Here is a 14488-nt window from a genome sequence, read left to right as displayed (position 1 = left end):
GTTTACATCATGAACCACTATACAAGTTTAAGCTGGTCTGCGGTTAGCGACCACGCGCCTCTGTGCGCACCTCAAATGACAGAAGAAAAACTGAGCTGGAACGAAGGCGCGCTGAACGTGCTGGATGATTTCACCCAACATGCTCCCTTGCAGATAAAAACCAGTACTGAATTGGGCGAAGCTCGCGATCTTATGCAGTCCAGAGAGTCCCGTTATGCCTGTGTTCTGGATAACCAGGGTGAGTTGGTTGGCATTCTGGCGGCCCGGGATCTGCGGGGGCGTCGTGCAGGGCAATTCGCACATGAACTGCGTATAGCTTTTAATGAAGTACCGGTGCGCCACCTGATGAAATCGGTCGCCAGCTTACCGCTAGTTAGCCGAGAGCAGTTGTTGTATGCGCAGATAGGCGATGCTGTAGCTACTTTACAAAAAAGCGGCAAAGACTTTCTGCTGGTGCAGGAGAGGGGGCATATCCAGGGCCTTATTTCATCACTTGGTATTACCGATAAAACCGGTGAATCGGTGCATGTTTACCATCATGCGTCTTCCTTTGCGGAAATTTTGCATGCGGTGAAACATGCCGAAGAAATAGACTAGCTGGGCATGCATTCCTTGGTACGGGATCTATACTCTGGGTAATTCTCAAGAATAAGGTATGCATATGACATTGCCACGGATAGTAGTGGTAGGTGGCGGGGCTGGCGGCTTAGAGCTGGTCACCCGACTGGGTAAGAAACTGGGCAAAGCTAAAAAAGCTGAAATTGTTTTAGTGGATCGCGATTCTACTCATGTCTGGAAACCGCTTTACCACGAACTGGCGACCGGAGTGTTGAACTCGAATCTGGATGAGGTATCTTTCCAGGGCCACGCCAGTAATCATCATTATCGCTTCCAGCGCGGTTCTCTGACCGCGCTGGATCGGGAAAACCGTACGATAACGCTGGCTGAACACTATGACGAAGAGGGCGAGCTGATATTGCCTGAACGTAAAGTGGAATATGATTATCTGGTGCTGGCTCTGGGCAGTGTAGCGAACGACTTTAATACCGAAGGCGTAGCCGAGCATTGCTATTTTATTGATACCGCGGATGAAGCGGTCGAATTTCAGCACAAAATGCTGAATAGCTTCCTGCGCTACAACGGAGCCGGGCGACGGCCTCAGCGTAAACTGACGGTGACTATTATTGGCGGTGGTGCGACTGGAGTCGAACTGGCCGCTGAGTTACACAAAGTGTCCGGGATGCTGAAAAATTACGGTTATACGGACTTAGGAGAAAGTGAGGTAGAAGTGCGTTTGCTGGAAGCAGCGCCACGAATCCTGCCCCCGTTACCTGAACGAGTCAGCAAAGCTGTGCATAAAGATCTTGCGGATCTGGGTGTGCATATTCATGTTGATACAGCCGTTGCTAAAGCGACTCCTGATGGTCTCTACACAAAAGACGGTGATTTTATTGAATCGGATTTGCATGTCTGGGCGGCAGGAATTAAAGCGCCGGACTTTCTGTCTGAACTAGGCCTCAGTTGCCAGAAAAACAATCAGGTTAACGTCAAAGAAACCATGCAAAGCATTGATGATGAAAAAATTTTTGCGCTAGGTGATTGCGCTTATTGTCCTCAGGGAGAAGATAGTGCGGTGCCTCCCCGCGCTCAGGCTGCGCATCAGCAGGCCAAGGCGATGGCTTATAGTCTCCAGGGGCTTTTGCAGGGCAAAGCGCTTAAGCCTTTTACTTATAAAGATAAAGGCTCTTTGATTACGCTTTCCAGCTATGACGCGGTAGGCAATCTGTTAGGAAGCAAAAAAGGCATCTTTATTGATGGCTGGTTAGCCCGCTTTTTTTATGCGTCGTTGTATCGTATGCATCAGGTCACCATTCATGGGGTTACTAAAACAGCGCTGACGATGATTGCAGATAGCTTTACCTATTATCTGAAACCGCGAATGAAGCTGCATTAGTTACCCGTTCGGCAGTACGCTATGCTGCGCTGGCAAAAACAGGCATAATAAATGTGTTTTATTAATCATGCGGGAGATAGAAGTTATGCTACAGCGTTTGCTGATGTCAGGTGCACTGGCTTGTTCGTTAAGTTTTTCAGCCTGGGCTCAAATGCCGGAAACTGAGGGGATGGTACAAACCAGCAGTTCTGAAGTTGATGAAGAAACTGAACAGGAAGCGATGCAGGATCAACGATTCACGCTGTACATTGCACGTCATGCAGAGAAGCAGGAAGGCGATCTGGATCCAGCGCTGACAAAGGACGGTTATAGCCGGGCTGTAGGTTTAAGTCAGATGCTGCGTCATGCTGATATTGAAGCTATTTATAGCACTTATTATCGCCGTAGTATGGGCACGGCTCTGCCAGTGGCGCGGGCATTTAATTTACCTATCGAGTTTTATGACGCGGATGATCGTGAAGCACTGCTGGAAAAGGTTCGTCAGCAAAATCGTAACGTGCTTATTGTCGGACATAGCAATACGGTTCCTGAAATGGTCACCAGTGCGGGTGGACAACCGGTGGAACTGAGCGAAGATGATTATGGCGATGTTTTTCAGCTGAGTATTAAAGGTGATGAAGTAATAACGACACGCCTGGTAGCGCCTTTACTGAAGAAAGATTGATCTCTGCGCGCCTGAATTACGTTTAACAGGTATGAGCAAAATAAAGCACAGTGAAGACCAGGAAGCAGCGCAGTTAACCATCTTTTACGATGGTGGCTGCCCTTTGTGTGTACATGAAATGCGGCAGTTAAAACGGCGTACTCATGCTAAACACATGGAGTTTGAAGATATCCATCAGGCTGACTTTAGTAAGCGATACCCCCAGGTAGATAAAGACGCGGCTAATAACATACTGCATGCGCAGACAGCTGATGGAACTTTTCTGTATGGTCTGGATGTGACTCACCAGGCCTGGAAACTGGCAGGGCGGGGCTGGTTAACAGCTCCTTTGCGCTGGCCTCTTATACGCTTTTTTGCTGACAAATGTTATCTCTTTTTTGCCCGCCACCGCTATAAGATATCGCGCTTATTAACAGGGCGTTCACGTTGTGAACAATGCTCCCTGGATGATTAATCATTGTCGCTGATTACAATGCTGTCTTTTCCTTTCCGTTTGGCTGTGAGCAAAGCATCATCTGCGCTTTTGTATAAAGATTCAAAACACGCCACCTTGTCTTTGCTACAGGCAATGCCAAAAGAACAGGTTATTCCAGGTGCTTTTTGTAACCGTTTGCGAAGCCTGCTGGCTACCTCGGTTGCTGCCTTAGAGCGAGCGTTATGTAAAAATACTGCAAATTCATCGCCGCCGATGCGAGCAACCATATCTCCTGGGCGTATCTGATGAGATACCTGTTCCGCCAGGTTGATAAGTGCCTGATCGCCTGACAGATGACCTTGTTCGTCATTGACTAGTTTAAAGTTATCTATGTCCAAAAGTATCATGCAGGCTGGATCGGTGTGCGGCATGTCAAAATGGGCACTGACATGCTCGACAAAGGCTCGTCGGTTACTTACCTGAGTTAATTCATCGGTATTGGCGAGTCGCCGAAGCCGACGTTGCTCATTAGATAAGTCATTGGTTTTATCTACCAGATCTGTAATTTCAACGCCATGAAGGAAGATGTACCCAGCCGTGTCGCAGGTTTCACTGACCATGTACCAACGACCCTCAGTGGTATCCAGTTGGAAACGCCTATGGGGTACGCTGCGACGCTTCTCGTTGGCATATGCCAGCCAGGCGTCCAGGTCGTCAGTCTCAATTAAAAAACCACGCTGTTTTTCATAACAGTTGCGTATTAAGTCAGAGAAAGTTAAGCGCCGATTATCACGTTGCGATAAGCCATAAATATTTCGCAAGACAACATTTGCATATAACAGAATATCGTCAGGAGAAAACCAACCAAAGATATCCTGACTACGTTCCACGTAATGTTGCAGTTGCTCGTTTTGAGGAAATTTATTCATGAACTTATTCGCTTGTAAATTATGGACTTTAGTATAGTGAATAACTCGTTATAACTGATATAAAAGTTCACTTTGATACCACTTTCATATCCGTTTTATATCATATGCCTATAACTTCTATATTTGCTTATGCAAATTATATATCAGTTTTATATCATCTACGCACAACTTTTATACACCTGATGCAATTTGTATAAATGACTGCGTGTCAATTATGAAAGTGGTAATTAGAGAAGGTTCGTAAAACTTGTGTAAACCGGGCTGACAGGGCGGTTACAAAGGCCGAAAATTCACTTCATTATAATCCAGTCACCCGGAGCGCTCATGCGTTATCAGATTTATGTACTCAATAAAAAAGCAGATACCAGCAGACTGGAGCATTTTCGCATTCAGGCACAACGCCTGCGTCAATCCTATGTTCGGATTGAAGCTTATGAAACCGAAGCCGTTATGGAAACTGAGCTCGCACAACGTTACGACTCAAATTTAAACGAAGTTAAGTATTATCGTAGCCTCACTCCGTCAGAAATTACAACGTACGTAAATCACCGCCAGGTGTGGCAGCGGGTTATTGATGATGAAGTTGATTTTGCCATAGTACTTGAAGATGACGTATTGTTGGCAAACAGTTTTACTTATGTGCCCCGGACTGTTACTCAGCTTGAGAGTGAATGGGATATTATTAAACTGGCGGAACCCTATCAGCGGGTGAAGAGCGTTGGTCTGGAACGTATTGGGGCGGCGACTTTTGTGCGCTACCCGAATATTCCGCTGGGACTTTGCGCTTATGTTATCAGTGCTTCAGCGGCGCAAACAATGCTGGATTGGAGTGATAGCTTTTTCCGGCCGCTGGATGTAGACATGCAGTGGTGCTGGCAGCCGGGTATTAAAGTCCGGGGATTGCGTCCTTATCCGGTGCAAATGAGCCATCGGTTGGGGCGCTTGCCAATGCCCGTTGCTTTAATGAAAAAACATCAGGTGCGCCGCTTTGTAGGTTTTAAAGAGAAAATTAAATATCGCTGGCAAAAACGCTTACAGGGTAATTAAGCGTCTTTGCCCAGGATTTATCGTTGCCTAATTAAACCTTCCTGAATAGTTGATGCAACCAGCTCTCCCTGACGATTGAAAACCTGTCCGCGCACCAGGCCGCGAGCGTTTGTGGCACTGGGGCTGTCGATTGCATAAAGCAGCCAGTCATCCATACGGAATTCGCGATGAAACCACATAGCGTGATCTATGGTGGCCATTTGCATCTTTGGATGAGCGAAACTAAGTCCATGGGGCTGCAGTGCTGTGGGCAGGAAATTGAAATCAGACGCATAAGCCAATAAATACTTATGAATACGGTGATCATCCGGCATGTTGCCGTTGGCTTTAATCCAGACATAACGTTTGGCTTCGTCGGGTTTAGGGTTAAAGGGGTTATATTCGGTGACAAAGCGCATCAGAATAGGCTTGTCACTGGTAAATTTACTGCGCAGCGGTTCCGGAATAAGGTCGGCATGTTCGCGATGTACATCCAGATCAGAGACCAGGCCTTCGGGGCCTGGAACATCAGGCATTTTATCCTGATGGGTGAGTCCTGGCTCTTGCCCTTGAAAGGAAGCCGTCATATAGAAGATAGGTTTACCGTACTGGATTGCCTGAATACGACGAGTAGAAAAGCTTTTACCGTCACGGATATTCTCCACATCGTAGACGATAGGTTTGTTAGCATCTCCAGGACGTAAAAAATAACTATGGAAAGAATGCACAGCCCGGTCTTCGGGAATAGTCTCTTTCGCCGCGGATAAGGCTTGCCCCATGACCTGGCCCCCAAATACCGCAGCAAAGCCAAGATCCTGACTTTGCCCCCGATATAAACCCTGTTCAATAGTTTCCAGTTCTAAGAGGTTAAGTAAACCATCCAGTACCTGACTCATAATTTAAAATTCCTTGTTGTTAGTCAGTAGTTGTTAGTCAGTAATCTTTAGCCGCTTAGGATAACATCCGGATTGCCATCGTTTGTTGCGGGTCCGAGCTGTAAAATAATAGTTATCACGTTATGCAAATCAACAGTGATAGCTTTAGTTTTTATTTCGTTCTTAAAACCTGGCCCGTGCACAATAAAATTATAGCTTTCATTTCTTCAGCTTGATTATCATAACCGTGACTGCCTCTGGGGTGGAAGTAATTATCCTCCGCCTGCATAGACTTCAGCGCTTGTTGATCGGCGTACAAAGCTGAGCTGAGTACCATGCTAATCATAATGAATGTCGAGCTGACTAAAGTTTTAAGGTATCGTAACGTACTATCGGGAAACAAAATTTCGTATTTCAGTTAGTTAGCGATGATGCCAAGTATACCTAATGGTCGTGAAAGTTTCATGGTCATTTATATTCGCTATTTGGCCGCTAAATATTGAGAATCCCTTGATTTTTTCTATAGTAATAAGATGTAGTAAGAACACACTTGCTGTCGCTTGGGCAGCATTAAGGCCACTGAGGAGAAGGTTATGGCAGGTCAAGATAGTCTCGGCACCCTGAGTCAACTGGACGTTAAGGGTAAGACTTACCACTACTACAGCCTGGAAAAAGCCGCTGACAAGTTAGGCGACATTAAGCGCTTACCAGTTTCACTGAAAGTATTATTGGAAAACCTGCTGCGTTTTGAAGACGGCAGCACGGTTACTAAAGACGACTTGCAAGCCATGGTGAGCTGGCTGAAAGAGCGCAAGTCTTCTACTGAAATTGCTTATCGACCAGCTCGTGTACTGATGCAGGACTTTACAGGGGTACCTGCCGTTGTTGATTTGGCGGCTATGCGTGACGCAGTTGAAAAAGCTGGCTTGCAACCGGATAAAATCAATCCTTTGTCTGCAGTTGACCTGGTTATTGACCATTCGGTAATGGTAGATAAATTTGCCAGCCCTGGGGCCTTTGAGGAAAACGTAAAAATTGAAATGGAGCGCAATAAAGAACGTTATCAGTTTCTGCGCTGGGGTCAGAAGGCCTTTGATAATTTCCGTGTGGTTCCGCCGGGTACCGGTATCTGTCACCAGGTGAATCTGGAGTATCTAGCCAAGGTGGTGTGGACAAAAGAAGAAGACGGTAAAACCTTCGCTTATCCAGACACGCTGGTAGGTACGGATTCGCATACGACTATGATCAACGGCCTGGGTGTGCTGGGCTGGGGTGTGGGTGGTATCGAAGCCGAAGCCGCTATGCTGGGACAGCCTGTATCTATGCTGATTCCGGAAGTAGTGGGTTTTCGTCTGGATGGCAAGCTCAAAGAAGGAGTGACTGCGACTGACTTAGTGTTAACTGTGACGCAGATGCTGCGTTCAAAAGGAGTAGTTGGCAAGTTTGTTGAATTCTACGGTCCCGGCCTGGACAATCTGCCATTGGCAGATCGCGCTACTATCGCCAATATGGCGCCTGAATATGGCGCGACCTGTGGTTTCTTCCCAGTCGACAAAGAAACTCTCGAATACATGAAACTGACCGGGCGCGATCAGGAAACCATGGATCTGGTGGAAGCTTATTCGAAGGCACAGGGTACCTGGCGTGATAATAGCGTGGAGCCGGTATTCAGTGACTCTATGGAACTCAACATGAAGGAAGTAGAACCTTCGCTTGCCGGCCCTAAACGTCCGCAGGATCGGGTTTCGCTGCCACAATTAAGCGACAGCTTTGATTTGTTGATGAAATCTTCCGGGATATCGACAGACGATGATACGACTGTCCCTATTGAAGGCACTGAACATAAACTGACACACGGTGATGTGGTAATAGCGGCTATTACTTCCTGTACCAATACTTCGAATCCCAGCGTCATGATGGCGGCTGGTCTGGTCGCGAAAAAAGCACTGGAAAAAGGGTTGCAACGCAAGCCCTGGGTTAAGTCCTCACTGGCGCCGGGTTCTAAAGTGGTTACTGACTATCTGGAAAAAGCCGGTCTTAATGTGTATCTGGATAAACTGGGTTTTGACCTGGTAGGTTATGGTTGCACAACCTGTATTGGTAATTCCGGTCCATTGCCAGATGAAGTGGCTAAAGCAGTGGATGAAGGTGAGCTTGTGGTGTCATCTGTGCTCTCGGGTAACCGTAATTTTGAAGGCCGTATTCACCCGCAAGTGCAGGCAAACTGGCTGGCGTCACCACCGCTGGTAGTTGCTTTTGCCCTGGCTGGAACAACGCGTATTGATCTGAGTACAGCGTCACTGGGCGATGATCAGGATGGTAATCCGGTCTACCTCAAGGATATCTGGCCCAGCGAAGCAGAAATTGCCGAGCAAGTGCAACTGGTGGCCAGCGAGATGTTCACTAAAGAGTACGGTGCCAACCTGTTTGAAGGGGACGAGCACTGGCAAAGCCTGAATATTCCTGACAGCCTGACTTATAAGTGGCAGGAAGACTCTACTTATGTAGCTAACCCGCCGTTCTTTGAAGGTATTGATAAACCTGCGGCAGGCTTGAAAGATGTGGAAGACGCCTATGTACTAGCGTTGTTTGGTGATTCCATTACCACTGACCATATTTCGCCAGCGGGGGCTATCAAACCCGATGCACCGGCCGGTAAATACCTGCAGGAGCAGGGCGTTGCGGTGAAAGACTTTAACTCCTACGGTTCGCGTCGGGGTAATCATGAAGTCATGATGCGCGGGACTTTTGCCAATATTCGCATTAAAAACCTCATGGTCGAAGGCAGCACCGGTGGTGTTACCCGCCACGTACCAAGCGGCGATGAAATGTCGATCTATGATGCGGCTATGCGTTACCAGGAAGAGGGTACGCCTTTGGTGGTATTAGCTGGTAAGGAATACGGCACGGGTTCCAGTCGTGACTGGGCGGCTAAAGGCACTCGGTTATTGGGTGTTAAAGCCGTTATTGCTCAGAGCTTCGAACGTATTCATCGTTCTAATCTGGTGGGCATGGGGGTTCTTCCACTGCAGTTTAAAGATGATGAAAGTGCCGAAGGTTTTGGTTTGACCGGGGCGGAGAAAATCACGCTGAGTGGCATTGATGATGATATTAAGCCAGGGCAGATTATTCGTGCGAAAGCCGAGAAAGACAATGGTGAAATCGTAGAATTTGAACTGCTGTGTCGTATTGATACCGCTAATGAAATTCGCTACTTCAAGAGCGGCGGTATACTGCACCATGTGCTGCGTGAGCTCATTGCAGCTTAACTACTGAGTACGTGTTGGCGGCAACAAAGGCAGGGATTTTTCCCTGCCTTTTTTCTTTCTACATGTTGTTTCTACAAAAATACAACATTGGTTGAAAATTTCTATACGGATTGCTAGCCTGATCGCTTCGGAACGCCGGGGAACACCGCTATGTTAAGAGTTGTGAAACAGGTCTCAGCCGCGTTGTTAATAATAGCAGTCAGCTGGCAGGGAAGCGCGCAGGAGAGTGATATACAGCTTTCAGGGCCCTCTGGTGCTGTGGCTGAAGGTTACTTCCGGCTAACTCTGCAAGGTTTGCCTGATAGCGAGCGTTTCACTATTGAAATGGCGGAAGATGATCAGTTTTCAGCCATCATTGCCGAATATCAGCCCATGGGCATGTTTCGTGAATTGTCCCTGAGCGGTTTTGATAACGGCATCTATTATTTCCGCGCTCAATCCGGAGATCAAACCAGTAATACCGTCAGTGTTGAGGTTCGTCATTATCCACTTTGGCAGGCGTTAAGCCTGTTTGTTGTTGGAGCCATACTCTTTTTCCTGCTCATAATGACTATCATTAAATATCATCGATTGGAAAAAAGACGCCAGGCTAACCCTGGAGATGCCGTTTAATGCAGGAATTTGCGATAGATGCCAAAGTTGGCTTTGCCATTGTGGCCGTATTTGGGCTGGCCTGGATAGCCTTTGGCTGGTATCTGGGGCGTAAAAATGTGACCCATGAAGACTTTGCCCTGGCTGGCCGTAATGTCGGTTTTGCTTTTGCTTCAGCAACGGCAATGGCAACCTGGGTGACCAGCAATACAACCCTGGTAGCGCCTGAGCTGACTTATCAGTTCGGTATCTGGGGAATGATAGGTTATTCCTTTGCAGCCCTTGGACTTATTCTTTTTGCTCCTTTATCTGCACGCATAAAAAAATTACTACCAAACGGCTATACCAGTGGTGATTTTATTCGCCTGCGTTATGGTCGCCCGGCCTGGTATGTGTTCATTCTGATTTCAGCGGTGTATGCCATGGGCTGGCTGGTGAGTTTAGGGATGGCGGGTGGTATTTTATTACAGGCGCTGAGTGGTCTGAATTACCATATTGGGATGAGTGCTATCCTTCTGATCTGCGTGGTGTATACACTCTTTGGTGGTCTGCGTGCCGTCATTGCGACGGATTTTATTCAGGCATTGATTATTATTACGGGCGTGGTGTTGGTTGCTTTTCTGCTGTTGACCAACATAGGTATGGACGAGATTCATGCCAACCTCAGCGACAATCACCCCCGGCTCCTGGATGTGCTTTTCCCGGCTGCTATCATGTTTTTATTTAATAATATCTTCTTCGGTTTAGGCGAAATATTTCATTCCAATGTCTGGTGGTCGCGGGCACTTGCCTTTAAACAAAAAGTCGCTTACCGGGCGTTCATCACTGGTGGTCTTTTATGGTTGCCGATACCAATCGTTACCGGTTTTGTGGCCCTGGCCGCGCCGCAGCTGGGCATATTCCCGGCTAGTCCTGATATGGTAGGGCCCACGGTAGCGGCTGCTGTGCTGGGTACTGGAGGCGCTGTGATAGTGTTCATAGTGGTCTTCTCTGCTTTAGCGTCCAGCCTGGATTCCGTGCTTGCGGCAACCTCGGATTTGGTCACTCGGGATATTTATCACAAGCGCCTGCGCCCGAATGCCAATGACAAGCAGTTATTTAGGGTCAATCGCTACGTCATTGCCTTGCTTGGTATTGTAACCTGGTTACTTTGCCTGCCGCAGATTGCCACCCTGGGGGCCTTACTGAATTTCACCGGTGCTTTTGTTGCCAGTACTATCTGGCCGGTGGTGGTTGGGCTGTATAACCCTAAACTGACGGGGCGTTATGCGGCTGCAGCGATGGCTATAGGCACTTTAAGCGGACTCATCAGCTATTTTGCAATAGGTTTTTATGTGGCGGCGCTGACAGCCTGCCTGGTATCAGGCCTGATTACTTTAACCGGCTTGTTGCGCAGCCGACAGACTTTTGACTGGGAACAACTGAATGAAAAGGAGCCTGCCTTATGATCCCCTTAAGCGCACTGAGTTTACTGGTGTGGCTAGCACTCATTCTGGCTGCGGCAACGCCATTAATTTTGCTCACGCTATTCTTTATTGATTATAAAACAAAAGAGATTTGGTAACTGTATGAATGTAAGCGACGCGTCTTTTGATCGTGAACGGCCTGATGTTTATGGCGATGCCCATCCGAAGGCGTTATTGCGGGCAGTCGAGGAAGATGGCGATTATCTGTTGAAGCTTTCAGATCAGCACATAGTGTCCTCTGATCAGTTTTGTGCTGATACCATGCGACAATTGTTCCGGTTAGCGGCGAAGTACGAAAGCAATCCGACCCGGTTTAGTTCGCCACTAAAAGGTAAAATTCTGATTAGCGCTTTTTATGAGCCGAGTACCCGAACCCGCCTCTCTTTTGAAAGCGCCTGGCATCGGCTGGGTGGCGATATTATGTCGATCACGGATCGATCCACCACGGGCATTGCCAAAGGCGAATGTATCGAGGATGTGGCGGAGATGTTTAATAATTACGGCGATTGTGTGGTACTGCGCGACAACAATACGGAATCCTTAGCAAGAATGATGGATACCCTGCGTATACCTATAGTGAATGCGGGCAATGGTTCAGATGAGCATCCGACTCAGGCGATGGCAGATATGTATGCTATTTTTAAGTGGCGTCCGGAACTACTGACGGCAAATTTTGATCCGGCACGCCGGGTTCGTATTGGCATCGTAGGTATTCCAGGGCGTATGCGAACGGTACGTAGTCTGTTAAAAAATCTGGCGGTGTTTTCTCATATAACTCATGAAGTAGTGATTATTCATGAGGCTAGTGCAGATGCTGATTTGTTTGCCAAGGGGCAGCGCGAAGAACTGGAAAGCGCAGGGCTTAAGATCCGTCTTGAAAGTGATCTGGATGCGGTGTTACCTGAGCTGGATATCACCTATATTAATGCGATTGCCTGGGAAGGAGACTCCTTTGAAACCTATGGTAAAAAATTTATATTAAACGCCCAGTCACCGCTGAAAAAGGATGGCATCATTCTGCATCCGCTGGCTCGTGGTGAAGAACTGGGGAAAGACTTAGATAACACACCGCACAACTGGTATTTCAGCCAGGCTCGTGGCGCGGTATTCCTGCGTATGGCACTGCTTACCTGCATGGTGCAGCGGGCAGAGCGTGTAATTGATGTAGTTTAACAGCGAGGAAGAACAATAATGTGTGGAATTGCAGGCGTTTTTTATAATCAGCCCAAGCACCTTATGGACCCGCAAATACTGGTGAACATGGCGGCTATCATGCACCACCGGGGGCCGGACGGTTATGGTTACGAAACCATTAACGAGCGGGGCGTGGGTTTTAGTCATGCTCGCTTGTCTATTATTGACCTCAAAGGTGATCGTGCCCGGCAGCCATTTATCTCCGCTGATCAACGCCTGATGCTGGCGCATAACGGTGAGTTTTATGATTTTAAGCGATTGCGGGCTGAGCTGACCGCTGATGGCGCACATTTTGCCACTAAAAGTGATTCTGAAATTGTGATGCAGCTATATCCGCGTTACGGCATGTTAGGTATGTTGCCGCACTTGCGTGGTGAATTTGCTTTTTCACTGTACGACCAGGCTGAGGATACTCTGTTTCTGGTGCGTGACCGTTTTGGTGTTAAACCTCTTTATTACAGCATCACTGAACGGGGCGTGGTCTTTGGTTCCGAGCTGAAAGTTCTTTTTGCGCATCCCGAGGTAGAGCGTGAGTTTTCTGATGAAGGGCTATATCACCAGTTGATCCAAACTATGGTGCCTGGTTCGACTGCTTTTAAAGGCATTCATCAGGTAATGCCGGGTCATGTGGTGAGCATTAAACGGGTTCACGGCAAGCTGCACGTTGAAGAAAATAAATACTGGGATATGGAATTTCCATTAGAGCATGAACATGACAAAGACGATAAGCGGGCTGACGAATATGTAGCTGGTGTACGTCGCGAGTTGCTGGAAGCGGTGCAGCACCGATTGACGGCAGATGTGCCCGTCGGTTGTTACTTGTCCGGTGGTATTGATTCCTGTTCTATTCTGGGTCTTTCAGCGGCGGCTAATCAAGAGCCGGTTAAAGCTTTTACCATTGGTTTTGATTCCGCCGCCTACGATGAAACCCCCATCGCCCGTGAAATGGCAGAAGCTACGGATGCCGATCATCATGTGATGAGTCTGAATTCTAACGACCTCTATGACCACTTTGAACAGACGCTTTGGCATACCGAACGCACTATCTACAATACTTTAGGCGTGGCTAAATACCTGATGAGCCAACAGGTGCGTGATGTTGGTTATAAAGTGGTTATGACAGGTGAAGGCGCTGATGAACTCTTTGCTGGATATCCTTCGTTCCGCAAAGATTTATTTATGTACGGCCTGGACCATTTGCCACCGGAAGAGCGTGCTCAATGGCAGGCGATGCTGGAGAAGAACAATCAGATGTTCAAAGGCGCTATGCTGGCGCGTGAAGAGTTTGTCAGTGACGCTTTTGTCGCTAAAGTTGGCTTTACACCCAGTTGCCTGCAGCCCTGGTTATCCTGTTCTGGTTTTGCCGACAAATTACTGGCTCGGGAGCGCCGCGAGCGCATGCAGGGGTACGATGCAGGGAAAGCTATCGCTGATACTCTGGATGCAGATATGCTGGCAGAGCGCCATCCGCTGGATAAAGCTCAGTACGTATGGACTAAGACTATGCTTGAAGGGCAGATTCTGACCTGGGGTGGTGATCGTGTAGATATGGCCAATTCGATGGAAGCACGGCCAGCGTTTCTGGATCATCATTTGGCTGAATACGCATTTAAGATTCCACCGCACCTGCGAATTCGTGAGAATAAAGAGAAGTGGGTGTTACGTGAAGCCATGAAAGGCCTGCTTCCAGAGACTTTATATAAACGGGAAAAATTTGCTTTTATGGCACCGCCTGCACATACCGATCCAGTTAAATGGGAAGCTATGCGGGCTTTATCGCGTAAATATCTGAACAAAGAAGCGGTTGAAAGTGCAGGCTTGTTGGATCATGAAGAGGTGAATGCGTTGTTTGCATTGCATGATGCAGACGATGCACCAGCAGAACTTCAAGTACAGCTAGACGCGGTGATCAATCATATGCTGGGTGTGCAAATTCTGCATAAGCACTTTATTGCTACCGATGTTCCGGCGCAGGCGGCGGAACGTGCTAAAGAGCTGAATTGGCACGCTTAACATACGACTTTAAAAAGGGGCTTTCAGCCCCTTTTTTTATCGAACTCTGGGCACTCTCTTTAAATCTTAGTTGTTATGATATAACATCATGA

12 protein-coding genes are annotated in these 14488 nt (G+C 47.7%); 10 read left to right on the top strand and 2 right to left on the bottom strand.

The genetic code is table 11. The features are described from left to right. Positions 1 to 9: 9 nt before the first annotated feature. The 4 genes from CWE09_RS04400 to CWE09_RS04385 all read left to right on the top strand — a co-directional run bounded on the left by CWE09_RS04400 (position 10) and on the right by CWE09_RS04385 (position 3072). On the top strand, positions 10 to 597 hold the full coding sequence (locus CWE09_RS04400) for a CBS domain-containing protein (protein WP_126802793.1): 588 nt from the start codon (positions 10 to 12) through the stop codon (positions 595 to 597). A gap of 64 nt (positions 598 to 661) precedes the next feature. Next, positions 662 to 1954: an NAD(P)/FAD-dependent oxidoreductase gene (locus CWE09_RS04395; protein ID WP_126802792.1), complete on the top strand. Its 1293-nt coding sequence runs from the start codon at positions 662 to 664 to the stop codon at positions 1952 to 1954. 85 nt (positions 1955 to 2039) lie between these two features. Beyond that, a complete protein-coding gene (locus CWE09_RS04390; RefSeq protein WP_157982809.1) occupies positions 2040 to 2618 on the top strand; it encodes a SixA phosphatase family protein in 579 nt (192 codons plus the stop codon). Between the two features lie 31 nt (positions 2619 to 2649). Next, complete coding sequence (locus CWE09_RS04385) at positions 2650 to 3072, top strand: thiol-disulfide oxidoreductase DCC family protein (RefSeq protein WP_126802790.1); 423 nt, start codon at positions 2650 to 2652, stop codon at positions 3070 to 3072. Here the strand turns inward: CWE09_RS04385 and CWE09_RS04380 are convergent. Continuing rightward, a complete protein-coding gene (locus tag CWE09_RS04380) occupies positions 3069 to 3962 on the bottom strand; it encodes a GGDEF domain-containing protein (RefSeq protein ID WP_126802789.1) in 894 nt (297 codons plus the stop codon). The genes CWE09_RS04385 and CWE09_RS04380 overlap by 4 nt on opposite strands. 324 nt (positions 3963 to 4286) lie before the next feature. Between CWE09_RS04380 and CWE09_RS04375 the strand changes: the two genes are divergently transcribed. Continuing rightward, positions 4287 to 5009, top strand: a complete 723-nt coding sequence (locus tag CWE09_RS04375) for a glycosyltransferase family 25 protein (RefSeq protein WP_126802788.1) — start codon at positions 4287 to 4289, stop codon at positions 5007 to 5009. Positions 5010 to 5026: 17 nt separating this feature from the next. On the opposite strand, the gene tesB is transcribed toward CWE09_RS04375, so the two are convergent. After that, a complete protein-coding gene (tesB, locus tag CWE09_RS04370; protein ID WP_126802787.1) occupies positions 5027 to 5884 on the bottom strand; it encodes an acyl-CoA thioesterase II in 858 nt (285 codons plus the stop codon). 572 nt (positions 5885 to 6456) lie between these two features. Between tesB and acnA the strand changes: the two genes are divergently transcribed. The 5 genes from acnA (at position 6457) to asnB (ending at position 14396) form a co-directional block, all read left to right on the top strand. After that, the gene (gene acnA / locus CWE09_RS04365; protein ID WP_126802786.1) at positions 6457 to 9132 is read left to right on the top strand and encodes an aconitate hydratase AcnA; all 2676 of its coding nucleotides are present in this window, start codon (positions 6457 to 6459) and stop codon (positions 9130 to 9132) included. A gap of 150 nt (positions 9133 to 9282) precedes the next feature. Continuing rightward, positions 9283 to 9744: a hypothetical protein gene (locus CWE09_RS04360; RefSeq protein WP_126802785.1), complete on the top strand. Its 462-nt coding sequence runs from the start codon at positions 9283 to 9285 to the stop codon at positions 9742 to 9744. After that, complete coding sequence (locus tag CWE09_RS04355; protein WP_126802784.1) at positions 9744 to 11171, top strand: sodium:solute symporter family protein; 1428 nt, start codon at positions 9744 to 9746, stop codon at positions 11169 to 11171. The genes CWE09_RS04360 and CWE09_RS04355 overlap by 1 nt, the downstream gene beginning before the upstream one ends. Before the next feature lie 120 nt (positions 11172 to 11291). Beyond that, positions 11292 to 12362, top strand: a complete 1071-nt coding sequence (locus CWE09_RS04350; protein WP_126802783.1) for an aspartate/ornithine carbamoyltransferase family protein — start codon at positions 11292 to 11294, stop codon at positions 12360 to 12362. 18 nt (positions 12363 to 12380) lie between these two features. Continuing rightward, positions 12381 to 14396: an asparagine synthase (glutamine-hydrolyzing) gene (gene asnB / locus CWE09_RS04345; RefSeq protein WP_126802782.1), complete on the top strand. Its 2016-nt coding sequence runs from the start codon at positions 12381 to 12383 to the stop codon at positions 14394 to 14396. The last annotated feature ends 92 nt before the right edge of the window (positions 14397 to 14488 follow it).

Origin of the sequence: Aliidiomarina minuta (assembly GCF_003987145.1) — a bacterium.
GTDB lineage: Bacteria > Pseudomonadota > Gammaproteobacteria > Enterobacterales > Alteromonadaceae > Aliidiomarina > Aliidiomarina minuta.
Note: the sequence above shows the minus strand (reverse complement) of the source record. Positions and strands in the feature narration are given on the sequence as shown.

Coding starts and splice junctions, on each gene's coding strand:
- CWE09_RS04350 (WP_126802783.1), top strand. CDS start 11,292: ATGAATGTAAGCGACGCGTCTTTTGATCGTGAACGGCCTGATGTTTAT.
- CWE09_RS04395 (WP_126802792.1), top strand. CDS start 662: ATGACATTGCCACGGATAGTAGTGGTAGGTGGCGGGGCTGGCGGCTTA.
- CWE09_RS04385 (WP_126802790.1), top strand. CDS start 2,650: ATGAGCAAAATAAAGCACAGTGAAGACCAGGAAGCAGCGCAGTTAACC.
- tesB (WP_126802787.1), bottom strand. CDS start 5,884: ATGAGTCAGGTACTGGATGGTTTACTTAACCTCTTAGAACTGGAAACT.
- CWE09_RS04355 (WP_126802784.1), top strand. CDS start 9,744: ATGCAGGAATTTGCGATAGATGCCAAAGTTGGCTTTGCCATTGTGGCC.
- CWE09_RS04360 (WP_126802785.1), top strand. CDS start 9,283: ATGTTAAGAGTTGTGAAACAGGTCTCAGCCGCGTTGTTAATAATAGCA.
- CWE09_RS04380 (WP_126802789.1), bottom strand. CDS start 3,962: ATGAATAAATTTCCTCAAAACGAGCAACTGCAACATTACGTGGAACGT.
- CWE09_RS04390 (WP_157982809.1), top strand. CDS start 2,040: ATGCTACAGCGTTTGCTGATGTCAGGTGCACTGGCTTGTTCGTTAAGT.
- CWE09_RS04375 (WP_126802788.1), top strand. CDS start 4,287: ATGCGTTATCAGATTTATGTACTCAATAAAAAAGCAGATACCAGCAGA.
- CWE09_RS04400 (WP_126802793.1), top strand. CDS start 10: ATGAACCACTATACAAGTTTAAGCTGGTCTGCGGTTAGCGACCACGCG.
- asnB (WP_126802782.1), top strand. CDS start 12,381: ATGTGTGGAATTGCAGGCGTTTTTTATAATCAGCCCAAGCACCTTATG.
- acnA (WP_126802786.1), top strand. CDS start 6,457: ATGGCAGGTCAAGATAGTCTCGGCACCCTGAGTCAACTGGACGTTAAG.